This window comes from Enterobacter cloacae complex sp. IR5384 (assembly GCF_049237265.1).
Classification (GTDB): domain Bacteria; phylum Pseudomonadota; class Gammaproteobacteria; order Enterobacterales; family Enterobacteriaceae; genus Enterobacter; species Enterobacter cloacae.
Genome location: NZ_JBMKHJ010000011.1, coordinates 1 through 25,897, shown reverse-complemented (window position 1 = coordinate 25,897; position 25,897 = coordinate 1). Strand labels below are relative to the sequence as shown.

The window sequence follows — 25,897 nt, the reverse complement described above, 5'->3', positions numbered from 1 at the left end:
GTTACGGCGTATCGGCAGGCGGGATGCCAAAATCAGGCATCCCGTTTTCGTGCCAACGGACGAGCTTCAGACGGGTATGACGATTGGGGTCATAAAGCGGATCGCCTTCAATTTCGGTGTAATTTCGCGCGTGATACACCAGCACATCTTCTCCTTCCGGCGTTTGTGTAAAGCTGTTATGGCCTGGCCCATACTGGCGGTTTTCGTAGCTGGTGACGAAGACCGGGCGCGAGGCCTTGTGCCAGTTGGCAGGATTTTGCGGATCGGCATTGATCTCTGTCCACAGCAGCCCCATGCAGTAGTTCTCGTCGGTCGCGCTGGCGGAATAGCTGATAAACAACTTGTCGCCGTGGAACAGCACCGCCGGGCCTTCGTTGACCCAGAAGCCGCGGCACTCCCAGTCATATTCCGGTTTACTGAGCATCACCGGCTCGCCTTTCAGCGTCCACGGGTTCTCCATTTCACATAAATAGAGATTGGAGTTGCCGGAGATATCCGGGGCTTTTTGCGCCCACAGATACCAGCGTTTCCCCTGATGCACGAACGTGGTCGCGTCCAGCGCAAAGGTGTCGAATGGCGTTTTTACCTGGCCTTTTTCAGTCCACGTGCCGGTTAGCGGGTCGCGGTCGGCACACTCCAGCACAAACATGCGGTGCTGGAACATGCCCAGACCATCCAGCGCCTGGGTGTGCGCGGCGGCAAAATAGATGTACCACTTACCGTCGATATGATGCAGTTCCGGTGCCCAGATAAGCTGGCTCATTGGGCCGGTCTCCGGTTTGCGCCATACGACCACCTCGTCGGCACTGCGCAAACCTTCCAGCGACGCTGCCCGGCGGATCGCCAGCCTGTCGTATTGCGGCACGGAGGCGATAAAATAATATTGCCCTTCATGACGCAGAATGTACGGGTCAGCGCGTTGTTCTATAAACGGGTTAGGCCAGTTATGCATGCGGCGTTCCTTCTTTTGTTTCGGCTCTCGTTTCCTGCCAGGCGTTCAGTTCGCTGTAGTTGGTGCGGCGTTTCTCCAGGTCGAGCTGGATCTGTTTCATGGTTTCCCGATCCACTTTCAGCAGTCGTACTACGCCCGCAGTGATCAAATACCCCACACCCGGGATCACGGTAAACAGCAGAACGATCCCGTTAATGGCCTCTGCGCTTTGCGCTTTCGCACCGGCGTCGTAGCCATACCATGAGAGCAGGAAGCCCACCATCGCGCCAGCAATCGCCAGCCCCAGCTTGAGGAAGAAGATATTGCCCGAGAAGCTGATCCCGGTGATGCGTTTACCGGTTTTCCACTCGCCATAGTCGTCCACATCGGCCATTAGCGACCAGTGCAGCGGAGATGGGATCTGGTGAAGAATGTTAAGCAGGAAGTAGAGCACCACGATGGTGACGGTCGCTTTCGGGTCGAAGAAATAGAACGCGCAGGAGAAAAGCGCCAGCACGATGTTGGTCCAGAAGAACACTTTCAGTTTACACCAGCGGTCGGTCAGCACTTTCGCCAGCATACTGCCGAGCATCATCCCCACCACGCCCAGGCTGATAAACAGGGTGGCAAAGTGAGTGCTCTGGCCCATTACCCAGGTGACGTAATACATGGTGGCCGCCATGCGGATAAAGCCCGGGCAGACGTTGCAGAGGGTCAGCAGCAGAATGCGTACCCACTGGTCGTTTTTCCACACGTCCTTCAGATCGTTTTTCAGCTCATCATGGGTCTGCACCGCCGGACGTACGCGCTCGCGCACGGTGGCGAAGCAGAACAGGAACATACAGGTACCAATCAGCGCCAGCACGGTCATCGCCATCTGGTAGCCTTTGGCTTTGTTATCGCCACCAAACCAGTCCGCCATCGGCAGGAGCGTGAGCGACAGTAAAAGCGTGGCAATACCCACCATCACAAAGCGATAGGACTGGCAGGCCACGCGCTCTTTTGGGTCATTGGTGATCACGCCGCCCAACGAGCAGTAGGGAATGTTGATGGCCGTATAGGTTAACGAGAGCAGGAAGTAGGTCACAAAGGCATAGATAACTTTGCTGTTATAGCTCCAGTCAGGCGTGGTGAACATCAGGATACTGAACAGCGCATAGGGGAACGCAATCCACAAAAGCCATGGACGAAACCGCCCATATTTACTGCGGGTACGGTCCGCGATGGCCCCCATAATCGGGTCCGTAACGGCATCAATGACGCGCACGGACAGCAGCAACACGCCGACCAGCGCAGGTGCCAGCCCAAAAATATCGGTATAAAAATAATTAACAAACAACATGATGGCGCCGAAGATGATATTGCATCCTGCATCGCCCATCCCATAGCCGATCTTCTCTTTTACTGACAGTTTATTGTTATCCATTGACTGCTCTCCGGGTGACGGTATGGAGAGAATTATTTGCTGGCTAATCGATATATGCGTTGCAGTATCAGGGCGGTGATATGGATAAAGCGGCTGACGAGGTGAATTTGTGAGGAAGGTAACAAACGCTCAGCACCCGCGAAACGAGTGCTGAGCTGAGGGGCTATTAATGTGCTTTTACGGTTTTACCGTTTTTCTGTTTTACCAGATACCCCACGCCGAGGATCGCAATCCAGACCGGGATCAGGTAAACGGAAATCGCCATGCCTGGGGTGAGTAGCATAATTACCAGCACGCCCGCCATAAACAGCAGGCAAACCCAGTTACCCAGCGGATAGAGCAGGGCAGGGAAGCGTGTGGTTACGCCCTGCTGCTGTTTAGCGCGGCGGAACTTGATGTGCGCCAGGCTGATCATCGCCCAGTTAATCACCAGAGCCGAGACCACCAGGGCCATCAGCAGGCCAAACGCCGATTCAGGTGCCATGTAGTTAATCAGCACGCAAAGCGCCGTCACGATAGCCGAAACAATGATGGTATTGACCGGCACGCCGCGCTTATCGACGTTCAACAGGGCTTTCGGTGCGTTACCCTGCTGCGCAAGGCCGAACAGCATGCGGCTGTTGCAGTACACGCAGCTGTTGTAAACGGAAAGCGCCGCCGTCAGCACGACGATATTGAGTGCATTCGCCACGAAGGTATCGCCCAGTTCGTGGAAGATAAGGACGAACGGGCTGGTGTCGGCCGTGACGCGTGTCCACGGCAGCAGCGAGAGCAGAACGGCCAGTGAACCCACATAGAAGATCAGAATTCGGTAGATAACCTGATTTGTCGCTTTCGGGATGCTTTGCTCCGGGTTGTCGGCTTCAGCGGCGGTGATCCCCACCAGCTCCAGCCCCCCGAAGGAAAACATAATAATGGCCATCATCATCACCAGACCGGTCATCCCGTGAGGCAGGAATCCACCTTGCTCCCAGAGGTTACGCACTGTGGCCTGTGGGCCACCGTTGCCGCTAAACAGCAGCCAGCCGCCAAAGATAATCATCGCCACCACGGCAATGACTTTGATGATGGCAAACCAGAACTCCATCTCACCGAACACTTTTACGTTGGTCAGGTTGATGGCGTTGATAATGACGAAGAACGCTGCCGCAGAAACCCAGGTTGGGATCTCGGGATACCAGAACTGAATGTATTTCCCCACGGCGGTCAGTTCTGCCATGGCCACCAGAACGTAAAGCACCCAGTAGTTCCAGCCGGAAGCGAAACCGGCAAAACTGCCCCAGTATTTGTAGGCAAAGTGGCTGAACGAGCCTGCAACCGGCTCTTCAACGACCATCTCACCTAACTGGCGCATAATCAGAAACGCAATAAAACCTGCGATAGCGTAACCCAAAATAATGCCTGGACCGGCCGACTGGATGACGGATGCGCTTCCCAGAAACAGGCCTGTGCCGATAGCACCACCCAATGCGATGAGCTGTATATGGCGGTTTTTAAGGCCGCGCTTTAGCTGATCGCCGTGCTGTTGAGCTTCCATTTGAAACCTCGTGTGTGGTTGTTATGTTCACGCTGTGCGTGTGTAATTATGAATATCCGTTTTCTGTATTTATTTCTTTACGGTTAATAAGACCGAAAAAAGCGGAGATGTCTTCCGTAAGCGCAAGAATAGTGGTAAGCGCATGTGAATGCACCTGCTTTATGAAGGGCTGATGACGAGTTGAATAAAAAGAAAGCATTTGTAAATCGCACCGTTAATTCTTACTACCCCAACCTATAGAATAGAAATGCCTTAAAAGTGGGCGAATTTTCATTTTTTGCGTTGTTGAATCGCTTCAGATTGCAAAAACCCTCGTTTCATTATGGTTAAAACTCCCTCTTTGGTAGTAATCAGCTCATTTGTGCAAAGTTACATTTCTGAAACGTTATTTCTGTAAGGTTGTTAAAATGTGCAGGGTTTACTGATTTCAATCAAAACCAATATGGACAGAAGGTGAATACTTTGTTACTTTAGCGATACGAACTTGAAATTGGTAAGACCAATTGACTCCGGGCAAAAAGGCGTAAGACAGGGAATATGGCCTACAGCAAAATTCGCCAACCAAAACTATCCGATGTGATTGAGCAGCAGCTGGAGTTTTTAATCCTCGAGGGGACACTGCGCCCGGGTGAGAAACTTCCGCCAGAACGCGAGCTGGCTAAACAGTTCGACGTATCCCGCCCCTCTCTGCGTGAGGCGATTCAACGCCTCGAAGCAAAGGGCTTGCTGCTTCGTCGCCAGGGCGGCGGAACCTTTGTTCAAAACAGCCTGTGGCAGAGCTTCAGCGATCCGCTGGTAGAACTTCTCTCTGACCACCCAGAATCCCAGTTTGATCTGCTTGAGACCCGTCACGCGCTTGAAGGTATCGCGGCCTATTACGCCGCCCTTCGCAGCACTGATGAAGATCGCGTGCGTATCCGCGAACTGCATCAGGCCATTGAACGGGCACAGCAGTCCGGCGATTTAGACGCCGAGTCCAATGCCGTCGTCCAGTATCAGATTGCCGTCACCGAAGCGGCACACAACGTAGTGCTCCTCCATCTGCTACGCTGCATGGAGCCGATGCTGGCCCAGAACGTTCGTCAAAATTTTGAATTGTTGTATGCCCGTCGGGACATGCTCCCGCTGGTAAGCAACCATCGCACCCGAGTATTCGAGGCGATAATGGCCGGGGAACCGGAGCAGGCGCGCGAAGCGTCGCACCGACATCTGGCTTTCATTGAGGAAATCTTGCTGGACCGCAGCCGAGAACAATCGCGTCGCGAACGTTCATTACGCCGCATACAGCAACGAAAGGATTAAGCGCCAGGTACTTTTAGAGCGCGGCAACTAAACGCAGAACCTGTCTTATTGTGTTTTCTGACGAAAATACAATGGGACAGGTTCCAGACAAATCAACGTATTAGATAGATAAGGAATACCCCCATGTCAGAACGTCTCCAAAATGACGTGGATCCGATCGAAACTCGCGACTGGCTACAGGCGATCGAATCGGTCATCCGTGAAGAAGGTGTTGAGCGCGCTCAGTATCTGATTGATCAGCTGCTTTCTGAAGCCCGCAAAGGCGGCGTGAAGGTTGCTTCAGGTGCAGGGGCTAGCAACTACGTAAACACGATTGCCGTTGAAGACGAACCGGAATACCCGGGCAATCTGGATCTGGAACGCCGTATCCGTTCTGCTATCCGCTGGAACGCCATCATGACCGTTCTGCGTGCGTCCAAGAAAGATCTGGAGCTGGGTGGCCACATGGCGTCCTTCCAGTCCTCTGCGACCGTTTACGAAGTGTGCTTCAACCACTTCTTCCGTGCTGCTAACGAGAAAGACGGCGGCGACCTGGTGTACTTCCAGGGCCACATCTCTCCGGGCATCTATGCACGTGCATTCCTGGAAGGTCGTCTGACTGAAGAGCAGATGAATAACTTCCGTCAGGAAGTTCACGGTAAAGGTCTGTCTTCTTACCCGCACCCTAAACTGATGCCTGAATTCTGGCAGTTCCCGACCGTATCCATGGGTCTGGGCCCAATCGGTGCAATCTATCAGGCGAAATTCCTGAAGTACTTGGAACACCGTGGTCTGAAAGATACCTCTGAGCAAACCGTTTACGCCTTCCTGGGTGACGGTGAGATGGATGAGCCAGAATCTAAAGGTGCGATCACCATCGCTACCCGTGAGAAGCTGGACAACCTGTGCTTCATCATCAACTGTAACCTGCAACGTCTGGATGGTCCGGTAACCGGTAACGGTAAGATCATCAACGAACTGGAAGGCATCTTCGCAGGTGCTGGCTGGAACGTTATCAAAGTAATGTGGGGTTCCCGTTGGGACGAACTGCTGCGTAAAGACACCAGCGGTAAACTGATCCAGCTGATGAACGAAACCGTTGACGGTGACTACCAGACCTTCAAATCTAAAGACGGTGCCTACGTTCGTGAGCACTTCTTCGGCAAATATCCTGAAACCGCCGCACTGGTTGCAGACTGGACTGACGAGCAGATCTGGGCGCTGAACCGTGGTGGTCACGATCCGAAGAAAATCTACGCAGCACTGAAAAAAGCGCGCGAAACCAAAGGTAAAGCGACTGTAATCCTGGCCCACACCATCAAAGGTTACGGCATGGGTGATACCGCAGAAGGTAAAAACATCGCTCACCAGGTTAAGAAAATGAACATGGACGGCGTGCGCTATATTCGCGACCGTTTCAACGTGCCAGTGACCGATGAGCAGGTAGAAAACCTGTCTTACATCACCTTCCCGGAAGGTTCTGAAGAGTACAAATACCTGCACGAACGTCGTCAGGCGCTGAAAGGCTACCTGCCAGCTCGTCAGCCTAACTTCACCGAGAAACTGGAACTGCCAGCGCTGGAAGACTTCTCTCAGCTGCTGGAAGAGCAGAACAAAGAGATCTCCACCACTATCGCTTTCGTTCGTGCCCTGAACGTGATGCTGAAGAACAAGTCGATCAAAGATCGTCTGGTGCCAATCATCGCTGACGAAGCGCGTACTTTCGGTATGGAAGGTCTGTTCCGTCAGATCGGTATCTACAGCCCGAACGGCCAGCAGTACACCCCGCAGGACCGTGAGCAGGTTGCTTACTACAAAGAAGACGAGAAAGGTCAGATCCTGCAGGAAGGTATCAACGAGCTGGGCGCAGGCGCATCCTGGCTGGCTGCTGCGACCTCCTACAGCACCAACAACCTGCCGATGATCCCGTTCTACATCTACTACTCCATGTTCGGGTTCCAGCGTATCGGTGACCTGTGCTGGCAGGCAGGCGACCAGCAGGCTCGCGGCTTCCTGATTGGTGGTACTTCCGGTCGTACGACCCTGAACGGTGAAGGTCTGCAGCACGAAGATGGCCACAGCCACATTCAGTCTCTGACTATCCCTAACTGTATCTCTTACGACCCGTCTTACGCGTACGAAGTGGCAGTCATCATGCATGACGGTCTGCAGCGCATGTACGGCGAAGCGCAAGAGAACATTTACTACTACATCACCACCCTGAACGAAAACTACCACATGCCGGCAATGCCAGCAGGTGCCGAGGAAGGTATCCGTAAAGGTATCTATAAACTCGAAACCATTGAAGGTAGCAAAGGTAAAGTTCAGCTGCTGGGCTCCGGTTCTATTCTGCGTCACGTTCGTGAAGCAGCGCAGATCCTGGCGAAAGACTACGGTGTGGGTTCCGACGTGTACAGCGTGACCTCCTTCACTGAACTGGCGCGTGATGGCCAGGATTGTGAGCGCTGGAACATGCTGCACCCAATGGAAACCCCACGCGTTCCGTACATCGCTCAGGTGATGAACGACGCGCCAGCGGTGGCGTCTACTGACTATATGAAACTGTTCGCTGAGCAGGTTCGTACTTACGTTCCAGCTGATGATTATCGCGTACTGGGTACTGACGGCTTCGGTCGTTCTGACAGCCGCGAAAACCTGCGTCACCACTTCGAAGTTGATGCTTCTTACGTGGTTGTAGCAGCACTGGGCGAACTGGCTAAACGTGGCGAAATCGATAAGAAAGTGGTTGCGGACGCAATTACCAAATTCAACATCGATGCAGAAAAAGTTAACCCGCGTCTGGCGTAAGAGGTAAAAGAATAATGGCTATCGAAATCAATGTACCGGACATCGGGGCTGATGAAGTTGAAATCACCGAGATCCTGGTCAAAGTAGGCGACAAAGTTGAAGCTGAACAGTCGCTGATCACCGTAGAAGGCGACAAAGCCTCTATGGAAGTCCCGTCTCCTCAGGCTGGCATCGTTAAAGAGATCAAAGTCTCTGTTGGCGATAAAACCGAGACTGGCAAACTGATCATGATTTTCGATTCCGCCGACGGTGCAGCAGCTGCTGCACCTGCGCAGGAAGAGAAGAAAGAAGCTCCGGCCGCCGCTGCTCCAGCAGCTGCCGCGGCAGCGAAAGAAGTTAACGTGCCTGACATCGGTGGTGACGAAGTTGAAGTCACTGAAATCCTGGTGAAAGTGGGCGATACCGTTGCAGCTGAGCAGTCTCTGATCACCGTAGAAGGCGATAAAGCGTCTATGGAAGTGCCGGCGCCGTTCGCGGGCACCGTTAAAGAGATCAAGATCAACACCGGTGACAAAGTGTCTACCGGCTCTCTGATCATGATCTTCGAAGTGGCGGGTGCTGCACCTGCCGCTGCGCCAGCTCAGGCTGCTGCTCCGGCTCCAGCGGCTGCACCAGCAGCAGGCGGCGTGAAAGACGTTAACGTTCCTGACATCGGCGGTGACGAAGTCGAAGTGACCGAAGTGATGGTGAAAGTGGGCGACAAAGTTGCCGCTGAACAGTCACTGATCACCGTTGAAGGCGACAAAGCCTCTATGGAAGTGCCTGCGCCGTTCGCGGGTACCGTTAAAGAGATCAAAATCAGCACCGGCGACAAAGTCTCTACCGGCTCTCTGATCATGGTCTTCGAAGTGGAAGGCGCTGCGCCTGCTGCCGCTCCGGCTGCCGCGGCTGCTCCAGCACCGGCTGCTGCTCCGGCTCAGGCTGCTAAACCAGCGGCACCTGCTGCAAAAGCGGAAAGCAAATCTGAGTTCGCTGAAAACGACGCTTACGTCCACGCGACCCCGCTGATTCGTCGCCTGGCGCGCGAATTCGGCGTGAACCTGGCGAAAGTGAAAGGGACTGGCCGTAAAGGTCGTATCCTGCGCGAAGACGTTCAGGCTTATGTGAAAGACGCGGTGAAACGCGCTGAAGCTGCACCAGCTGCAGCCGCAGGCGGCGGTATCCCGGGCATGCTGCCATGGCCGAAGGTGGACTTCAGCAAGTTCGGTGAAATTGAAGAAGTGGAACTGGGCCGCATCCAGAAAATCTCTGGTGCTAACCTGAGCCGTAACTGGGTCATGATCCCGCACGTTACGCACTTCGACAAAACCGATATCACCGATCTGGAAGCGTTCCGTAAACAGCAGAACGCCGAAGCTGAGAAGCGTAAACTGGACGTGAAATTCACCCCAGTGGTCTTCATCATGAAAGCCGTTGCCGCTGCCCTGGAGCAGATGCCTCGCTTCAACAGCTCCCTGTCCGAAGATGGCCAGAAGCTGACGCTGAAGAAATACATCAACATCGGTGTTGCGGTTGATACGCCAAATGGTCTGGTTGTTCCGGTCTTCAAGGACGTGAATAAGAAGAGCATCACTGAGCTGTCCCGTGAACTGACCACCATCTCCAAAAAAGCGCGTGATGGTAAGCTGACTGCCGGCGAAATGCAGGGCGGTTGCTTCACTATCTCCAGCATCGGCGGCCTGGGTACTACCCACTTCGCACCGATTGTTAACGCGCCGGAAGTGGCTATCCTCGGTGTGTCCAAGTCCGCGATGGAGCCGGTGTGGAATGGCAAAGAGTTCGTGCCGCGTCTGATGATGCCAATCTCTCTGTCCTTCGACCACCGCGTGATCGACGGTGCTGATGGTGCGCGTTTCATCACCATCATCAACAACATGCTGAGCGACATTCGCCGCCTGGTGATGTAAGTGAAAAGCCGGCCAGTCGGCCGGCTTTTTTCTGTTAATCTCATGTGGTTTGTGAGGTTATTGGCGAAAGCGACAATTCGTGAGCCGTTTGTTGTTTCAAAATTGTTAACAATTTTGTAAACTGCGAGCGGATAGAACGTCCCGGTGGATGAAGGGCGACAAGTACCTGGACCGCCGGAAATCAATAAGAGGTCATGATGAGTACTGAAATCAAAACTCAGGTCGTGGTACTTGGGGCAGGTCCCGCAGGTTACTCTGCAGCCTTCCGTTGCGCTGATTTAGGTCTGGAAACCGTCATCGTAGAACGTTACAACACCCTTGGTGGTGTTTGTCTGAACGTAGGTTGTATCCCTTCTAAAGCGCTGCTGCACGTAGCGAAAGTTATCGAAGAAGCCAAAGCGCTGGCTGAACACGGTATCGTCTTCGGCGAGCCGAAAACCGATATCGATAAAATCCGTACCTGGAAAGAGAAAGTTATCACTCAGCTGACCGGTGGTCTGGCTGGCATGGCGAAAGGCCGTAAAGTGAAAGTGGTTAACGGTCTGGGTAAATTCACCGGCGCGAACACCCTTGAAGTGGAAGGCGAAAACGGCAAAACCGTAATCAACTTCGACAATGCGATCATCGCGGCGGGCTCTCGTCCAATCGAACTGCCATTCATTCCACATGAAGATCCACGCGTGTGGGATTCCACCGATGCCCTGGAACTGAAAACCGTTCCAAAACGTCTGCTGGTTATGGGCGGCGGTATCATCGGTCTGGAAATGGGTACCGTGTACCATGCGCTGGGTTCAGACATTGACGTGGTTGAAATGTTCGACCAGGTTATCCCGGCTGCGGATAAAGACATCGTTAAAGTCTTCACCAAGCGTATCAGCAAGAAATTCAACCTGATGCTGGAAACCAAAGTGACTGCCGTTGAAGCGAAAGAAGACGGTATTTACGTTTCCATGGAAGGTAAAAAAGCGCCATCCGAACCACAGCGTTACGACGCCGTGCTGGTGGCGATCGGCCGTGTGCCGAACGGTAAGAACCTCGACGCGGGCAAAGCTGGCGTGGAAGTGGACGACCGTGGCTTCATCCGCGTTGACAAACAGCTGCGCACTAACGTGCCGCACATCTTTGCTATCGGCGATATCGTCGGTCAGCCAATGCTGGCGCACAAAGGTGTTCACGAAGGTCACGTTGCCGCTGAAGTTATCGCCGGCATGAAACACTACTTCGATCCGAAAGTGATCCCATCTATCGCGTACACCGAGCCAGAAGTGGCATGGGTAGGTCTGACCGAGAAAGAAGCGAAAGAGAAAGGCATCAGCTACGAAACCGCCACCTTCCCGTGGGCTGCTTCTGGCCGTGCTATCGCTTCCGACTGCGCAGACGGTATGACCAAACTGATCTTCGACAAAGAGACTCACCGCGTTATCGGTGGTGCGATTGTCGGTACCAACGGCGGCGAGCTGCTGGGTGAAATCGGTCTGGCGATCGAAATGGGTTGCGACGCGGAAGACATCGCGCTGACCATCCACGCTCACCCAACTCTGCACGAGTCCGTGGGCCTGGCGGCAGAAGTGTTTGAAGGTAGCATCACCGACCTGCCAAACGCGAAAGCGAAGAAGAAATAAGTTTCTTCAGACAAAAAAAGCGGCCTGTGGCCGCTTTTTTTATGTGCTGGATTCAGGGAGCCACAGGCTGCCAGGTTTTATCCGGATTATAGGTAGTTAACGCCCGGGCTTTCTGCTCAGAGTCATTGCCGAGATCGGCCTGGTACACTTTGTCATCCTGGTTTATCACAAAACTCATGACGCCTGTCTGGCCATAACTGACGGGCCATGCCACCATCGCAAAGCCTTTCTCATCAGGCAGGATACGGAACCGATAGCCGTGATAGCCTGCACCGGGCTCTTTGGGGCTGAAGGCTGGTCCCAGCGGGCTGGGGGCTTCACCCGGCGAAACGGGCCAGTAGAGACCATCTTTTTTCCCTTCAGAGCTGACAATTTTCTGCGCGTATTTTTGATTCATGGCGAAATAGCTCTGCTGGGCATCCACATAGGCATGTAATGCTTCGATGGCGGCAAGCTCGTTACGCCCGATCTCGCGGGTCAGGATCTCCTCGGCGCCCTCCTTGATATCGAATTGCCATCCGGCAGCGGTTTTGACAACCGGGATGGGCAACTGCCAGTCGTTATTGCCGACGACCAGATGCGCCGTATTACCATCGATAACCGTGTTGTGCCGCACCTTCCAGTCGCGGAGGAAACGATCGACGGCATCAGGATCGACCCCTTCAGGCGGCAGAAAATCGCGCCAGTTCTCTCCAAGCAGATTGTTCATCGCCGTTTCATTCTGTTCACTGATGGCATGCGCCAGCGCATCGGTCGCCTGAGCGGGCGTGCTGAAGGATTGCTGTGCCATCGCAGCGGCGGACATCATGAACAACACCATTCCACAGACAAGATTCTTTTTCATGTTGGCTCCCTTAACGATGACGGAATTCACGGTGTTCAGCACGTCCGGCAGGGGCCTGACGCGGCTGCTGATGACGGGCAGCCAATTGTCTGCTTTGCGCCCCCCGTTGCTGCTGGGCTTGCCAGTTGGCAGAGCGGCTGTCGTTGCCGCTCAAGGCATTTGCGCGAGGTTGGCTGGTTCGCTGCGGGATATGGCGTTGCTGAGCAGGCTGCGCGATCCGTTTCTCCTGCCGCTGGGTTACGGCAGGGTGATTATCACGCTGCTGCGAGGTGGTTCGCTTTGCCGTTTGCGGTCTGGTGTCGTAGCCACGGTAGTTGTTGCGCTGGGATATCTGCTTCAACTGTTCGCCTGAAGCCTGGCGCTGTGCATCTCTGGTTCCCGGACGCGCGGTTTGCGGGAAGGTTTTACCCGTCGATTTCTCCATCTGGCTCAGGGCCGCCTGACGCTGGCTGTCGCGGTTAACCGGTTTTTGCTGCGTAGAACTGAGCCCCGTTACCGTGTTAGTGGAATGGAAGCGGTTATTGAGCTGGCTGGTGGGGTAGGGCACACCTTCCCGATACGCCGGGTTATGCTGCCAGGTGCGGTTGGCATCCGTCAGGCGTTGACCACTGATTTTGTTGAAGTTCTCAACGTTGATATTGATATTGTTATCACCGTTGCGGTTATAGCCGCCGTGATTCCAGTCATCGTCATGATGGTGGTTCCAGTCGTCGTCATCATCCCAGTCGATGTTGCTGAAGATGGCGTAGGTTGTCGCCACACCCAGGCTGAAGCCTAAGCCTTTGACCAGACTGTCCGTAAACTGCTCTCCCGGTGAAGGAGGAAGATAGGTTGGCGGATAGGCAGTGTTTGGCCAGGTACCGTAGACGGTATTGGGGTTATAGGTGGGGACGTAAACGACCTGCGGATCCGCGGATTCAATTTTGATCACCGTCGGGGCAGGCGTGGTGGAAGTCGTCGATTCGCTGGTGGCCGATTTGGCCGGGGCAGGTTTCGTCACGGTGGTGACCGTCTGCTGAGGCGTCGATTGTAAGGCGCCGGTCTTTTGAGCCAGCGCGCGCAGGCGTTGGACGGAATCCATGACATCCTTCGGTTGCGCGAGAAACGCATCCCCCAGATTTTGTACCCACGGCGGGTTTTCACCCATCAGCGACATCAGTTGAGGAAACGCGACCAGCGATTTTACGCTGGGATCCCAGGGCTGGCTGGCAACGGCCTGGATAGCGGCGTCTCCTTCCATTTTAGGGTTGTCTTTGGACCACTGCGCCGCCTGGATGACGTTGGCCGGGTAGGTCGAGGCCATTAAAATTTGGGACAGCAGGGCATCCGGATAGAGCGCGATGGGAGCAACCCACTGATCGATTTGCGCGGCCGTATAGGCTGGGGCGACGACAGGGGCGGGTTGCTCTGCTGCGGGGGTTACCGGTTGCTGTGCGACGGGAGCGGGGACGACAGGCTCTGTCGCCCGACTTTTGACAAACATGACGCCTGAGGCGGCAAACAGCCCGGCACTGCACAGAAGAACAAGCAGATGTGGTTTAAAGGGCAACTTCATAAAATGACTCCAACGAGACAGGCGCTGTGCCGTGAGGCGTTACGGTTGGCGTGAGTATTATTCACTCGCCTTTTACTGTTTTGACTTTTGTTGGGGAACTGCCGGTACGTCCGGATAAAGAGTGTGAGTATTTATTACACAATTATATGTGATAGCTGAAAAGCCGCTGGGATTTCAGAAGGCCGCTCTTGCGAGCGGCCAGCAGCTAGTTGCCGAGGTTGACAACAAACAGCACTGTGATGTCGGATATGTTCCAGCCACCGTGCAGTGCCGTAAGCAGTAAACCGAGCGCAACGATCAGCGCAGTGATTCGCATCTCCATTGCGTGCGTTCCTGTACAGGCTACGCGGGTTCATTCTTCACCGGGAAAGGCAGAACCTGGCAAGTTGATGTTGCCGCGTAGATGAAGGAACTGCTCCCGGGCCCGGTGACTGGTTGCTACACCAGCGGAGCAGGCCGCGGAGAAGAATAGTCAATTCAATGGATCTGAAAAAGGCAAAAAATGCAATTACATGGGCTTTCATACGAAATGGGAAGGCGCTACGCAAAATCGTGATAGCAGCTTGCAAGCCCACAGGGAGTGATGCACAATATTTCACGTTGGTGTTGCCGCAAATCTGCCAACCCGGTGTGCTACCACCGCAAGGCAACAAATAAACCGCTTTCAGGCGGTTTTTTTGTTGCCAAAATTCCACCCGTCAGCCCTCTACACCATGCTTAACGATTCAGCAAATTTTTTAATGTTGCTTTTTTGTAAACGGATTAACACTGTGCAGAAATCCTGCTATGCTGCCCGACGCGGTATCGGGCATTTACCCTACAAACTGCTGTCTCACAGGAGCGTGAAGAGAACGCCCGCCGCATATGACAATGAGAGCGAGGAGAACCGTCGTGCTAGAAGAATACCGTAAGCACGTAGCAGAACGTGCCGCCGAGGGAATTGTACCCAAACCGTTAGATGCAACCCAAATGGCCGCGCTCGTCGAGCTGCTGAAGAACCCGCCTAAGGGCGAAGAAGAATTCCTGTTAGATCTGCTGATCAACCGCGTACCGCCTGGCGTAGATGAAGCTGCCTACGTAAAAGCCGGATTCCTTGCTGCTATCGCCAAAGGCGAAGCCACCTCCCCACTGGTTACTCCTGAAAAAGCCATTGAACTGCTCGGCACCATGCAGGGTGGTTATAACATTCATCCGCTGATTGACGCGCTGGATAACGACAAGCTGGCACCGATTGCCGCTAAAGCGCTCTCTTCAACGCTGCTGATGTTCGATAACTTCTACGATGTGGAAGAAAAAGCCAAAGCAGGCAACGTCTATGCGAAGCAGGTGATGCAGTCCTGGGCCGATGCCGAATGGTTCCTGAACCGTCCTGCGCTGGCTGAAAAAATTACCGTTACCGTATTCAAAGTGACCGGTGAAACCAACACCGATGACCTCTCTCCGGCACCGGATGCATGGTCTCGCCCGGATATCCCGCTGCACGCACTGGCGATGCTGAAAAACGCCCGTGAAGGCATTGAGCCGGATCAGCCAGGCGTTGTCGGCCCGATCAAACAGATCGAAGCGTTGCAGAAAAAAGGATTCCCGCTGGCTTACGTCGGTGACGTTGTCGGTACCGGTTCTTCCCGTAAATCCGCCACTAACTCCGTCCTGTGGTTTATGGGTGACGATATTCCGCATGTGCCGAACAAACGCGGTGGCGGCCTGTGCCTGGGCGGTAAGATTGCCCCAATCTTCTTCAACACCATGGAAGATGCTGGCGCACTGCCAATCGAAGTGGATGTCTCTAACCTGAACATGGGCGACGTGATTGACGTTTACCCGTATAAAGGTGAAGTCCGTAACCACGACACCAACGAGCTGCTGGCGAGCTTCGAGCTGAAAACCGATGTGCTGATCGACGAAGTGCGTGCCGGTGGCCGTATCCCGCTGATCATCGGTCGTGGCCTGACCACCAAAGCGCGTGAAGCGCTGGGTCTGCCGCACTCAGACGTGTTCCGTCATGCGAAAGACGTAGCAGAAAGCAATCGTGGCTTCTCGCTGGCGCAGAAAATGGTTGGCCGCGCGTGCGGCGTGGCCGGTATCCGTCCTGGCGCTTACTGCGAGCCGAAGATGACCTCTGTGGGCTCTCAGGACACCACTGGCCCAATGACCCGTGACGAGCTGAAAGACCTGGCGTGCCTGGGCTTCTCGTCCGATCTGGTCATGCAGTCCTTCTGTCACACGGCGGCGTATCCGAAGCCGGTTGACGTAACCACGCACCACACGCTGCCAGACTTCATCATGAACCGTGGCGGCGTCTCCTTGCGTCCGGGCGACGGCGTTATCCACTCCTGGCTGAACCGTATGCTGCTGCCGGATACTGTAGGTACCGGCGGTGACTCCCATACCCGTTTCCCGATTGGTATCTCCTTCCCGGCGGGCTCCGGTCTGGTGGCGTTTGCCGCAGCGACCGGCGTGATGCCACTGGATATGCCGGAATCGGTACTGGTGCGCTTCAAAGGTAAAATGCAGCCGGGTATCACCCTGCGCGACCTGGTTCACGCTATCCCGCTGTATGCCATCAAACAGGGCCTGCTGACCGTTGAGAAGAAGGGTAAGAAAAACATCTTCTCTGGCCGCATCCTGGAAATTGAAGGGCTGCCGGATCTCAAAGTTGAGCAGGCATTCGAGCTGACCGATGCGTCTGCAGAGCGTTCCGCTGCGGGTTGTACCATCAAGCTGAACAAAGAGCCGATCATTGAGTATCTGAACTCTAATATCGTCCTGCTGAAGTGGATGATTGCGGAAGGCTACGGCGACCGTCGTACGCTGGAGCGTCGTATTCAGGGGATGGAGAAATGGCTGGCGGATCCGCAGCTGCTGGAAGCCGATGCTGACGCAGAATATGCGGCGGTGATCGACATCGATCTGGCAGACATTAAAGAGCCAATTCTCTGTGCGCCGAACGATCCTGACGATGCGCGTCTGCTGTCTGACGTGCAGGGCGATAAGATCGACGAAGTGTTCATCGGTTCCTGTATGACCAACATCGGTCACTTCCGTGCTGCCGGTAAACTGCTGGATACTCATAAAGGCCAGCTGCCAACCCGCCTGTGGGTTGCGCCACCAACCCGTATGGATGCGGCGCAGCTGACTGAAGAGGGTTACTACAGCGTGTTTGGTAAGAGCGGTGCGCGCATCGAAATCCCAGGTTGTTCCCTGTGTATGGGTAACCAGGCGCGCGTGGCAGACGGTGCGACGGTGGTCTCCACCTCTACCCGTAACTTCCCGAACCGTTTAGGTACCGGTGCGAACGTCTACCTGGCGTCTGCTGAGCTGGCGGCGGTTGCGGCGCTGATTGGCAAACTGCCAACGCCGGAAGAGTACCAGACCTTCGTTGCTCAGGTTGATAAGACGGCGGTGGATACCTATCGCTATCTGAACTTCGACCAGCTCTCTCAGTACACCGAGAAAGCTGACGGGGTGATCTTCCAGACGGCGGTATAAAAGCAAAACCGTCTCCACGAGACGGTTTTTAGTGTTTGCACCCTCTCCCATGGGAGAGGGCCGGGGTGAGGGCATCAGGCCGCAGGGCCTTGCTCTCACCTTTTTATTTTCATTCCTCCCACCTCACACGCTTTTTTTCTTCCTCTCTGCTGCGATAATTACCGTAATGGCTTTGCAGAGGAAAACACTATGGATTACGAATTTCTGCGCGACATCACCGGGGTGGTGAAAGTGCGTATGTCGATGGGCCACGAAGCCGTTGGACACTGGTTTAACGAAGAAGTGAAAGAAAATCTAGCGCTTCTTGATGAAGTTGAACAGGCGGCGAATACGATAAATGGCAGTGAACGTTCCTGGCAACGTGCGGGTCATGAATACACGCTGTGGATGGATGGCGAAGAGGTGATGGTGCGGGCCAACCAGCTGGAATTCTCGGGCGACGAGATGGAAGAGGGGATGAGCTACTACGACGAAGAGAGCCTGTCGCTGTGCGGCGTGGAGGACTTTCTGCAGGTCGTGGCGGCGTACCGGGAGTTTATGAAACAGAAATAAATGAAATTCCCTCCGAAGCGTGTCGGAGGGAATTCGCTGGTATCGCTCTACAGCAAAAATCTCACAAAATTAGCGGTCGGGTTGGTCGCCGCAACGGGTGACGCCCCCCTGGCGCTGAACGACCACGCCTGACATTGGGAAACGCCTGGCATACCATCGTTGCGTACAAGGAATTGCACGCCGCCAGGGTTTTGCGGCGGATCGCCAGCCGGCATTCCGCAGGCTATCAGGAAATCAATGTCACTTTGTTTACTCCGCAGCTCCGCTACCCGCTGTTCCCAGCCCGCCGGGCGAACACCTTTCTGGGTAAAATAATCCAGGCAGATATCAATGCTAAATGGCTTATCGTCAGCATAAGTATTGGTGAAGTAATCGGTGATGACGATCCCATGCACTGATTCTGCCGACACTTCACTGCTGCTGCCAATATGAATGATTTGACCATTCGGCAATTGGGCTGAAATATGACCTGGGATCGCGTGACCGTTCACCTGAGGAAAGAAATCAATTGTGGAAACGTAGCGTTTTGGCCACATCGTCAGAGATTTATCGCTACGGGTATTCTGCCCGCACAGCAGCCAATTCACAGCGTGAAAAACGGGATCTTGGCAGGGCGTCTTCTCACTCTCTTTATCGTCGCGGTAGAGGATGGCACATGTTCCCGCCAGAAACGTGATGGCAGAAGAGGGATCCCCGGAACGGGCCGGGAAGGCATCAATCAGCCTGTTAACGTAGTCGCTGACATGGTCCATGTAGAAGTCACCGAGTTGCATGAGTTCATCTTCACTGAGCACATTACTCCAGCGGGTATTCCAGAAAAATTCCGGAAGTGTGACAAAGGTATGGTCCCAGCTACCGGTGTCAGTTTCCAGCACCGCTTTGAGCTCAGCAATAACCTGGCTCAGACGAAACTCCATCCGCTCTTTGGCGTGAGTCAGAAGATCGTTATCCGCACTTCGCAGGTCGTCTGCCTCGTGCGTAAAGGAGTCAGCACGCCAGGAAAGAATTCGAATTGTCATTTTACACCTCGTGATTGATCAGGATAAAAAAAGAGTTTTTTCAGCGTTACGACGTGCTGTCAGGCCCGCCAGGACCTGACCACCCGCATGGTTCCATTTCAGAAATTCGTCGGCGGCGCCGTTAACGTCTCCGCTGTTCACTTTGCGTAACAGGGTTGAACTCTTCAGATTGGCCGGGCCCAGATTGAAGGCGAAGCTCACCAGAGCATCGAACTGGTTCTGAGTCACCTCCACAGTCAGCATGTTGTTAACCTCGTGCTCAAAACGCTGCAGGTCATCACGAAGGAGCTGTTCTGCGGCTTCTGCGGTGATGGTCCGCGTGCCGCCTGGCGGGACCGGGTTTTCGACGTGACCATAACCGATAGTCGGAATACCGACTGCGTCTTTGTAGGTGGTTAAACGCAGGCCTTCGTACTGTTTGATAAGGGCAATGCCGCCATTGCCGGTTGTTTTCAAGGCATTACTCATGGCTATTCTCCTTTACGGGGACGGGGGTCATACGGTGGATAAATTCATCAAGCAGCCGCAGCACCGCTTCCGGCGGTTCCTGAGCGACAAAATCAATTTCAATATCAATGTTCTGGCTGTCCGTTTTGCCCTCATGGGGCTGGGGCGCCATCGTGACGTGGAAGTGACCCCGCTCTCCCTGTCCTGTCAGCGTGCTGATGGCTTCTGTGGCATCACCGCGAACGGTCAGGCGCATCTTCATTCTCTCCATTGACAGATTGCGCGGTGGAGCAAGTGTCACCAGCGGTACGTTCAATCGATGCCCGTCATCCAGCTGAAGCTCGGCATAGTCGGGTTTGTAGCTGCCGTCCGGGGCCTGCTCAAATAGCTGCGAGAGCACGGCAACGTACTGATGGGCCATATACTGGTTGGCGCTAAAGGCGGCGTGCTGGAGCCCTTGTACGAGGGCATCTAATCCCATCGCGTGGTTGCCCTTGTTGCCGGCAGGGGGGGGCGGCGTTCCGTCATCGCCCCCGCCGTCACCTCCGTCATTGCTTCCGGCGTTCTCCTCCTCCCCGGCAGGAGAAGGAGACGGAGTTGCGGCAGAGGGGGGATCTGACGATACCGTCGTCGGTTTATCTGCCGGGGGTTCGGTACTGGCTTCAGGCTTTACATCGCCGGGCGTTTTACGGCTGAACCAGAATCGACGTGAATCAGGCATATTTTTTCTCCATCAGGCAGGTGCCCGTTAACCGGACACCTGTAAGGGGTAATAAATGCGTTTAAATGCGTTGTACGGGTTAGCCGTTACCCCCCTGAGCAGGCGCGGCTGGTGCTGGTGCTGGTGTAATCAGACCTGAACTGTTGGTTGCAGGCAGCTCAGCGGGTTGATCTCCAGCGCGTTGTGCCGGTTTGGTAGCTGCATTGGTCAGATAATCGACCACGCGGCTAAGTGCTTCCGGCATCGGCTGACGTTTAACGGAGGTGTGGATGGAGTATTTGGCACGGGTATCGGTCGAACGGGTCTGTTCTGACTTATGGCTCACGCTGCCCTTGACGCTAACGGAGAATGGACCCCAGCCGATTTTGCCCTCCAGGGAGCCTTCCTGGCTGCTGCTTTCATTGCTGGCTGCGCTCTGATGGATCTCAAGCTCGAAGTCGATGGTCCCTTCTTCGATACAGATGATGGGGTGCACCACTGCCGCCAGCAGAGGAATACGCATGACTTTGGTTTGCGTACCGGTCGTCACGCCTTTCTCATCGACGAGGGTCTCCTCATAATCAAACTGTACCGAAACGGCTTTGCCATCTTTAATACAGACGCTTAATAAGAAATCGGTATAACTTTTGGCTGCCTGGGTTTGGGCTTTAATCATTGCCTGTAATGGCGCGGAAATCATACTGTCTAGCGGCAATGAACTAATAACTGAACCAATAAATCCGGCATCAACATTTGCATCTGGCATAATTCATTCCTCGATGTTTGGGGGGAGCAGAATATGTCTGCCCATTAATCATGGATATCGATTAAAAAAGCATCCATGCGCTTAAAGTTATGTTTTCGGAAATCATTGTGTCTGTATGGAATGGTCTGTATCGAAAGTTACATGGCGAAATGAGACGGGCTGTGCTTAATAAATTAAACCGGCATTACTCCTGCAATTGAAAGTTTCTCCTGGTGTTATTACTTTTCATCCCGCAGCAACCGTTGTTTAAGGTTTGTTTGAAGGGTTTAAGTGCCGCTAACAAGATAACGATTATTTAAGTGGGACCACAATGAATATACTTATTTATGATGAATTGCCGCTGTTCATTCATGGCATCCGATGCCGTTGGGCGGAACTTGCGCCCGCATTACACATCACAGCAGCACATACCGAAGATGAGGTCTGGAAAGGCTTAATAAAAGTCAGGACGGATGTTGTTATTCTGGATGCGGATTATGAAATAGAGAAAAAAAGAGCGTTATTAACCCAGTTAAAATCGCAGGCGGACACTATTTTAGTGTTGATGAATTTTTCACGGCTGGATAATGTCAACCCGATTTATTTTCTGGAATGTGGTGCGGCAGGGATTTTAACCAAGAAAATGGAGTCGGAAGAGTTATTGCAGGCAATTGAATGGGTGCGGCAAGGGAGAATATATTTACCGGATAGTTGCCTGCGCGAACATAAATTAATACGCATGCAGAATTATCCATCCCCGCTGTGCACACTATCACCCCGACAACGTGAGATTCTGCATCTTGTTGTTCAGGGAAATAGCAATAAGCAAATTTGTCGTGTACTCGGGATTGCGGAAGGGACGGTTAAAAATCACCTTCACGCCCTGTTTCGTCAACTGGGAGTCAGAAACCGCACGGAAGCGGCGATGATACTGGCCCAAACGACTGTTTAGGAAAATAACCAGCATGATAAAGAAGGAAAAATCATCACTTTTCCTTCTTTGTCTGCTTACCTGCGTCTTACACGGCCGGAATATTGCGGCCGTAGTAGATTTCGCGCATCTCTTTCCAGAGCAGGTCGGTAATGACCTTACGCTCTTCTTCGCTTAAATCTTCTGGCTTTGTGTGGAACATGTAGTGCTTAAGGTCAAACTCCTTAAGCAGCATCTTGGTGTGGAAGATGTTCTCCTGATACACGTTCACGTCCATCATGTCGTACAGCGATTTCATGTCCTCGGACATAAAGTTCTGAATGGAGTTGATCTCGTGATCGATAAAGTGCTTCATACCGTTGATATCGCGCGTAAAACCACGCACACGATAATCAATGGTGACGATATCGGATTCCAGCTGGTGAATTAAATAGTTCAGCGCGTTTAGCGGGGAGATCACGCCGCAGGTGGATACTTCGATATCGGCGCGGAACGTACACAGGCCGCCTTCCGGGTGGCTCTCCGGGTAGGTGTGTACGCAGATATGGCTTTTATCTAGGTGGGCGACAACCACTTCAGGCAGCGGGCCCGGGTGTTCGGTTTTGTCGATAAGCTTAGGATCGACCGGCTCTTCGCTGACCAGAATGGTCACGCTGGCGCCCTGAGGTTCATAATCCTGGCGGGCGATGTTCAGAATATTTGCGCCGATAATAGAGCAGGTTTCCGACAGGATCTCGGTCAGTCGGTTGGCATTGTAGAGTTCATCGATATAGGCGATGTAGCCATCGCGCTCTTCCGCTGTTTTGGCATAGCAGATATCGTAAATACAAAAACTCAGGCTTTTGGTCAGGTTGTTAAAGCCATGCAGTTTAAGCTTTTTCAATTAGTTCACCCCCTGGGAGGACAGTGCATCTTGCAGGTACTGCGGCAAGGCGAAGGCTGCGGTATGGACCGCCGGATTGTAGTAACGGCACTGGAGACCTGCCTGATGGAAGCGCGCCTGGATAATCTCCGTGGAGAGATGACGCAGGACGTCGTTATCCGTCGCCCAGGCAAAGGTCATGATCCCGCCGTAGTAGGTCGGAATGGCAGCCTGATAGAAGCTAACATCGCCAAAATAGGTGCTCAGTTTGCGGTGGCTGTCTAGCGCTTCATCCTGCTGCAGGAAGCAGACGCCATTTTGCGCCACGAAGATACCGCCAGGGTTCAGACAACGCTTGCAACCCTCGTAGAACGATGAGGTAAACAGCGAGGCGCCTGGGCCGATAGGGTCGGTACAGTCGGAGATAATGACGTCAAACGTCTGATTCGTCTGGTTGACGAAGTTCACGCCATCGTCAATCACCAGCTTAAAGCGCGGATCGTCGTAGCTACCCGCGTTATGGTTAGGCAGGTACTGACGACAGAATGAGACCACGCCCGCGTCGATCTCTACCATGGTGATGGTTTCAATGGACTGGTGGCGGGAGACTTCGCGCAGCATCGCCCCGTCGCCGCCGCCGATAATCAGCACGTGCTTCGCGTGGCCATGGGCCAGCAGCGGGACGTGGGTCATCATCTCATGATAGATAAACTCATCTCGCTCGGTGGTTTGCACCACGCCGTCCAGCGCCATTACGCGGCCAAAAGCGGCATTCTCGAAGATGATCAGATCCTGATGATCGGTTTTCTCATGATAAAGCACGTTATCAACGGCAAAGTACTGACCAAACTGGTCATGCAGTGTTTCATGCCACAACGTGTGGTCGGCCATACGCGGACTCCTCTTCGTTAACATCCGTTACACTCACGAAAAATGAGCGAAACATGATAGCTAACTATAACCGTGGTTGCACGGTTCCAGGCGAAACAAGAGGCGTCGGGAAGGTTATTTCACGTAGGCGAGCAGGCTAAGCGAATCGCGGGCCAGCGCTTTGCATTTTTTTGCCGTTGGGATGCCAATACCGCTTAAATCACGGTAACTGTCTTCACCGAGCGCTTTCATGTCGAAGCTGTCGTAGTTGCTGAGGTCCCATTGGTTCTGCTGGGCAAAAAAGACCAGTGCGCGACGAATTTGCCCGTTGGGTAAATTCTGGTAGCCACAATCATTTTTCAGGAACACAAAAACCGCCGTCAGATCGGCCATATCTTCCGCTTCATTTTCACTGAGCGCATAGCTGTTCGCACACATTGCCATCAGGCTGGTGAACAAAATTGTCCTGAAAAACGTCTTCATTGCTTCTACCACTGCATCACGGAAAATCAACGTTAGCATATTTGGTGCCAGTGCGACGATCTTTATTATTGCCGCGTTACTTGACCTTCCGGTAAGGGGAGGGTTTATGCTCAAAAGATCGTCTGCACGAAATAAGGAAATGAATATGCAACGTCGTGAATTTCTAAAATATTCCGTTGCGTTGGGGGTTGCCAGCGCATTACCACTGTGGAGTCGCGCGGTTCTGGCGGCTGACAGACCTGCCTTACCCATTCCTGATTTATTGACCGCCGATGCCCGTGGCCGTATCCAGCTGGTGGTTCAGTCCGGTAAAACGGCGTTTGGCAAATATAACGCCACCACCTGGGGCTATAACGGCAATGTGCTTGGCCCGGCGCTGCAGTTGCGCAGAGGAAAAGCCGTCACCGTTGATATTCACAACACGCTGGCAGAAGAGACGACGCTGCACTGGCACGGGCTGGAAGTGCCGGGCGAGGTCGACGGCGGCCCGCAAGGGATTATAAAAGCGGGCGGGAAGCGCACCGTGACCTTTACCCCCGAGCAGCAGGCGGCGACCTGCTGGTTCCATCCGCATCAGCATGGCAAAACGGGCCATCAGGTGGCCATGGGGCTGGCAGGCCTGGTGCTGATTGAAGATGACGAAAGTCGCTTGCTGCGTCTGCCCAAACAGTGGGGTATCGACGATGTGCCGGTCATTGTGCAGGACAAAAAATTCTCCTCAGACGGTCAGATTGATTATCAGCTGGATGTGATGACCGCGGCGGTAGGCTGGTTTGGCGATACGCTGCTGACTAATGGCGCGATCTACCCCCAGCACGCTGCACCAAAAGGCTGGCTGCGGTTACGTCTGCTCAACGGATGCAACGCACGCTCGCTGAACTTTGCCACCAGCGATAATCGTCCGCTGTACGTCGTGGCGAGCGACGGAGGACTGCTGCCTGAGCCGGTCAAAGTGAATGAACTCCCTGTGCTGATGGGCGAGCGCTTTGAGGTGCTGGTGGACATCAGCGACGGTAAATCATTTGACCTGGTGACGCTCCCGGTCAGCCAGATGGGGATGGCCGTTGCGCCATTCGATAAGCCGCACCCGGTTTTACGTATTCAGCCGCTGCAGATCACCGCCTCCGGTACGCTGCCGGACACCTTAACCACGCTGCCGGCACTTCCGTCGCTGGATGGGCTTACGCAACGTAAGCTTCAGCTCTCCATGGATCCGATGCTCGACATGATGGGCATGCAGGCGCTGATGAAAAAGTATGGCGATCAGGCGATGGCGGGGATGCACCACGGGCAGATGATGGGCCATATGAACATGGATCACGGCAAGATGGGCGGTATGAATCACGGCGGTCACGGGTTTGATTTCCACAATGCCAATATGATCAACGGCAAAGCGTTCGATATGAACACGCCAATGTTTGCTGCTACAAAAGGGCAGTTTGAGCGCTGGGTGATTTCAGGCGAAGGCGACATGATGCTGCATCCGTTCCATATTCACGGCACCCAGTTCCGTATTCTTTCAGAGAACGGCAAAACGCCAGATGCGCATCGCGCGGGCTGGAAAGATACAGTGAGAGTGGAAGGCGGCGTCAGCGAGGTGCTGGTGAAGTTTGACCACGAGGCGCCAAAGGAGTTTGCCTATATGGCGCACTGTCATCTGCTGGAGCATGAAGATACGGGGATGATGCTGGGTTTTACCGTATAAAAAAGCCGGGTGGCGGCTTCGCCTTACCCGGCCTACATTTCGCAGGTGCGGCCTGATGCCCTCACCCTGGCCCTCTCCCATGTACGGTCCGGGGACATAGTGAACACTTGTTCGGGGACATGGTAGACACTTACAACTAAGGCATAAGAACCCGTTTATGGAGTCGCTTATGCCCTGGGATGC

Annotated in this window: 20 protein-coding genes; 8 read left to right on the top strand and 12 right to left on the bottom strand. The window is 53.9% G+C overall.

The features are described 5' to 3' along the window. Position 1: 1 nt before the first annotated feature. From ACOTX3_RS11340 to aroP, 3 genes are all read right to left on the bottom strand, one after another. The gene (locus ACOTX3_RS11340; protein WP_038418687.1) at positions 2 to 952 is read right to left on the bottom strand and encodes a family 43 glycosylhydrolase; all 951 of its coding nucleotides are present in this window, start codon (positions 950 to 952) and stop codon (positions 2 to 4) included. Further along, entirely contained in the window at positions 945 to 2,357 is a 1,413-nt protein-coding gene (locus ACOTX3_RS11335; protein ID WP_020688510.1) for a glycoside-pentoside-hexuronide (GPH):cation symporter, read from the bottom strand. The genes ACOTX3_RS11340 and ACOTX3_RS11335 overlap by 8 nt, the downstream gene beginning before the upstream one ends. A gap of 166 nt (positions 2,358 to 2,523) precedes the next feature. Further along, entirely contained in the window at positions 2,524 to 3,894 is a 1,371-nt protein-coding gene (gene aroP, locus ACOTX3_RS11330; protein WP_013095594.1) for an aromatic amino acid transporter AroP, read from the bottom strand. 537 nt (positions 3,895 to 4,431) lie between these two features. Here aroP and pdhR point away from each other — a divergent pair. From pdhR to lpdA, 4 genes are all read left to right on the top strand, one after another. Further along, positions 4,432 to 5,196, top strand: a complete 765-nt coding sequence (gene pdhR / locus ACOTX3_RS11325; RefSeq protein ID WP_013095596.1) for a pyruvate dehydrogenase complex transcriptional repressor PdhR — start codon at positions 4,432 to 4,434, stop codon at positions 5,194 to 5,196. 123 nt (positions 5,197 to 5,319) lie between these two features. Further along, positions 5,320 to 7,983 carry a pyruvate dehydrogenase (acetyl-transferring), homodimeric type gene (gene aceE / locus ACOTX3_RS11320; protein ID WP_013095597.1) on the top strand — a complete coding sequence of 888 codons (2,664 nt, stop codon included), beginning with the start codon at positions 5,320 to 5,322 and terminating at the stop codon, positions 7,981 to 7,983. 14 nt (positions 7,984 to 7,997) lie between these two features. After that, on the top strand, positions 7,998 to 9,890 hold the full coding sequence (gene aceF, locus ACOTX3_RS11315; RefSeq protein WP_023620930.1) for a pyruvate dehydrogenase complex dihydrolipoyllysine-residue acetyltransferase: 1,893 nt from the start codon (positions 7,998 to 8,000) through the stop codon (positions 9,888 to 9,890). 197 nt (positions 9,891 to 10,087) lie between these two features. Further along, positions 10,088 to 11,512, top strand: coding sequence for a dihydrolipoyl dehydrogenase (gene lpdA, locus ACOTX3_RS11310; RefSeq protein WP_014830669.1), 1,425 nt, complete (start codon positions 10,088 to 10,090; stop codon positions 11,510 to 11,512). Between the two features lie 52 nt (positions 11,513 to 11,564). On the opposite strand, the gene ACOTX3_RS11305 is transcribed toward lpdA, so the two are convergent. Next, on the bottom strand, positions 11,565 to 12,356 hold the full coding sequence (locus ACOTX3_RS11305) for a DUF2950 family protein (protein ID WP_038418689.1): 792 nt from the start codon (positions 12,354 to 12,356) through the stop codon (positions 11,565 to 11,567). A 10-nt stretch (positions 12,357 to 12,366) separates the two neighbouring features. After that, positions 12,367 to 13,911 carry a DUF3300 domain-containing protein gene (locus tag ACOTX3_RS11300; protein WP_058678995.1) on the bottom strand — a complete coding sequence of 515 codons (1,545 nt, stop codon included), beginning with the start codon at positions 13,909 to 13,911 and terminating at the stop codon, positions 12,367 to 12,369. An 891-nt stretch (positions 13,912 to 14,802) separates the two neighbouring features. Here ACOTX3_RS11300 and acnB point away from each other — a divergent pair. Together acnB and yacL are read left to right on the top strand one after the other, a co-directional pair. Continuing rightward, entirely contained in the window at positions 14,803 to 17,400 is a 2,598-nt protein-coding gene (gene acnB / locus ACOTX3_RS11295) for a bifunctional aconitate hydratase 2/2-methylisocitrate dehydratase (RefSeq protein ID WP_013095602.1), read from the top strand. Between the two features lie 189 nt (positions 17,401 to 17,589). After that, positions 17,590 to 17,952, top strand: a complete 363-nt coding sequence (gene yacL / locus ACOTX3_RS11290) for a protein YacL (RefSeq protein ID WP_058678996.1) — start codon at positions 17,590 to 17,592, stop codon at positions 17,950 to 17,952. A 47-nt stretch (positions 17,953 to 17,999) separates the two neighbouring features. On the opposite strand, the gene ACOTX3_RS11285 is transcribed toward yacL, so the two are convergent. The 4 genes from ACOTX3_RS11285 to ACOTX3_RS11270 all read right to left on the bottom strand — a co-directional run bounded on the left by ACOTX3_RS11285 (position 18,000) and on the right by ACOTX3_RS11270 (position 20,884). After that, positions 18,000 to 18,971, bottom strand: a complete 972-nt coding sequence (locus ACOTX3_RS11285; RefSeq protein WP_058678997.1) for a hypothetical protein — start codon at positions 18,969 to 18,971, stop codon at positions 18,000 to 18,002. Positions 18,972 to 18,989: 18 nt separating this feature from the next. Continuing rightward, positions 18,990 to 19,439 (bottom strand): lysozyme, encoded by a 450-nt coding sequence (locus ACOTX3_RS11280; protein WP_023620924.1) that lies wholly within the window; start codon positions 19,437 to 19,439, stop codon positions 18,990 to 18,992. After that, positions 19,432 to 20,139 (bottom strand): DUF2589 domain-containing protein, encoded by a 708-nt coding sequence (locus ACOTX3_RS11275; RefSeq protein WP_058678998.1) that lies wholly within the window; start codon positions 20,137 to 20,139, stop codon positions 19,432 to 19,434. Before ACOTX3_RS11275 ends, ACOTX3_RS11280 begins: the two co-directional genes overlap by 8 nt. Positions 20,140 to 20,218: 79 nt before the next feature. Beyond that, positions 20,219 to 20,884: a DUF2589 domain-containing protein gene (locus ACOTX3_RS11270; RefSeq protein ID WP_040022115.1), complete on the bottom strand. Its 666-nt coding sequence runs from the start codon at positions 20,882 to 20,884 to the stop codon at positions 20,219 to 20,221. A gap of 310 nt (positions 20,885 to 21,194) precedes the next feature. Here ACOTX3_RS11270 and ACOTX3_RS11265 point away from each other — a divergent pair, with 310 nt between their 5' ends. Beyond that, the gene (locus ACOTX3_RS11265) at positions 21,195 to 21,815 is read left to right on the top strand and encodes a LuxR C-terminal-related transcriptional regulator (RefSeq protein ID WP_013095608.1); all 621 of its coding nucleotides are present in this window, start codon (positions 21,195 to 21,197) and stop codon (positions 21,813 to 21,815) included. A gap of 67 nt (positions 21,816 to 21,882) precedes the next feature. Here the strand turns inward: ACOTX3_RS11265 and speD are convergent, their stop codons facing one another. The 3 genes from speD to ACOTX3_RS11250 form a co-directional block, all read right to left on the bottom strand. Next, positions 21,883 to 22,677, bottom strand: coding sequence for an adenosylmethionine decarboxylase (speD, locus tag ACOTX3_RS11260; RefSeq protein ID WP_013095609.1), 795 nt, complete (start codon positions 22,675 to 22,677; stop codon positions 21,883 to 21,885). Further along, positions 22,678 to 23,547 carry a polyamine aminopropyltransferase gene (speE, locus tag ACOTX3_RS11255; RefSeq protein WP_020688518.1) on the bottom strand — a complete coding sequence of 290 codons (870 nt, stop codon included), beginning with the start codon at positions 23,545 to 23,547 and terminating at the stop codon, positions 22,678 to 22,680. A gap of 114 nt (positions 23,548 to 23,661) precedes the next feature. After that, positions 23,662 to 24,009, bottom strand: a complete 348-nt coding sequence (locus ACOTX3_RS11250; RefSeq protein ID WP_014830675.1) for a YacC family pilotin-like protein — start codon at positions 24,007 to 24,009, stop codon at positions 23,662 to 23,664. A 145-nt stretch (positions 24,010 to 24,154) separates the two neighbouring features. Between ACOTX3_RS11250 and cueO the strand changes: the two genes are divergently transcribed. Beyond that, positions 24,155 to 25,714 (top strand): multicopper oxidase CueO, encoded by a 1,560-nt coding sequence (gene cueO / locus ACOTX3_RS11245; RefSeq protein WP_058678999.1) that lies wholly within the window; start codon positions 24,155 to 24,157, stop codon positions 25,712 to 25,714. Positions 25,715 to 25,897 lie beyond the last annotated feature (183 nt).

Excerpts from the sequence above, each read along its gene's own strand:
- ACOTX3_RS11300 (WP_058678995.1), bottom strand. The coding sequence starts at position 13,911 with ATGAAGTTGCCCTTTAAACCACATCTGCTTGTTCTTCTGTGCAGTGCC.
- ACOTX3_RS11275 (WP_058678998.1), bottom strand. The coding sequence starts at position 20,139 with ATGCCTGATTCACGTCGATTCTGGTTCAGCCGTAAAACGCCCGGCGAT.
- lpdA (WP_014830669.1), top strand. The coding sequence starts at position 10,088 with ATGAGTACTGAAATCAAAACTCAGGTCGTGGTACTTGGGGCAGGTCCC.
- cueO (WP_058678999.1), top strand. The coding sequence starts at position 24,155 with ATGCAACGTCGTGAATTTCTAAAATATTCCGTTGCGTTGGGGGTTGCC.
- ACOTX3_RS11305 (WP_038418689.1), bottom strand. The coding sequence starts at position 12,356 with ATGAAAAAGAATCTTGTCTGTGGAATGGTGTTGTTCATGATGTCCGCC.
- aroP (WP_013095594.1), bottom strand. The coding sequence starts at position 3,894 with ATGGAAGCTCAACAGCACGGCGATCAGCTAAAGCGCGGCCTTAAAAAC.
- ACOTX3_RS11265 (WP_013095608.1), top strand. The coding sequence starts at position 21,195 with ATGAATATACTTATTTATGATGAATTGCCGCTGTTCATTCATGGCATC.
- aceF (WP_023620930.1), top strand. The coding sequence starts at position 7,998 with ATGGCTATCGAAATCAATGTACCGGACATCGGGGCTGATGAAGTTGAA.
- aceE (WP_013095597.1), top strand. The coding sequence starts at position 5,320 with ATGTCAGAACGTCTCCAAAATGACGTGGATCCGATCGAAACTCGCGAC.
- ACOTX3_RS11335 (WP_020688510.1), bottom strand. The coding sequence starts at position 2,357 with ATGGATAACAATAAACTGTCAGTAAAAGAGAAGATCGGCTATGGGATG.
- pdhR (WP_013095596.1), top strand. The coding sequence starts at position 4,432 with ATGGCCTACAGCAAAATTCGCCAACCAAAACTATCCGATGTGATTGAG.
- ACOTX3_RS11280 (WP_023620924.1), bottom strand. The coding sequence starts at position 19,439 with ATGAGTAATGCCTTGAAAACAACCGGCAATGGCGGCATTGCCCTTATC.
- ACOTX3_RS11270 (WP_040022115.1), bottom strand. The coding sequence starts at position 20,884 with ATGCCAGATGCAAATGTTGATGCCGGATTTATTGGTTCAGTTATTAGT.
- speE (WP_020688518.1), bottom strand. The coding sequence starts at position 23,547 with ATGGCCGACCACACGTTGTGGCATGAAACACTGCATGACCAGTTTGGT.
- yacL (WP_058678996.1), top strand. The coding sequence starts at position 17,590 with ATGGATTACGAATTTCTGCGCGACATCACCGGGGTGGTGAAAGTGCGT.
- ACOTX3_RS11250 (WP_014830675.1), bottom strand. The coding sequence starts at position 24,009 with ATGAAGACGTTTTTCAGGACAATTTTGTTCACCAGCCTGATGGCAATG.
- ACOTX3_RS11340 (WP_038418687.1), bottom strand. The coding sequence starts at position 952 with ATGCATAACTGGCCTAACCCGTTTATAGAACAACGCGCTGACCCGTAC.
- ACOTX3_RS11285 (WP_058678997.1), bottom strand. The coding sequence starts at position 18,971 with ATGACAATTCGAATTCTTTCCTGGCGTGCTGACTCCTTTACGCACGAG.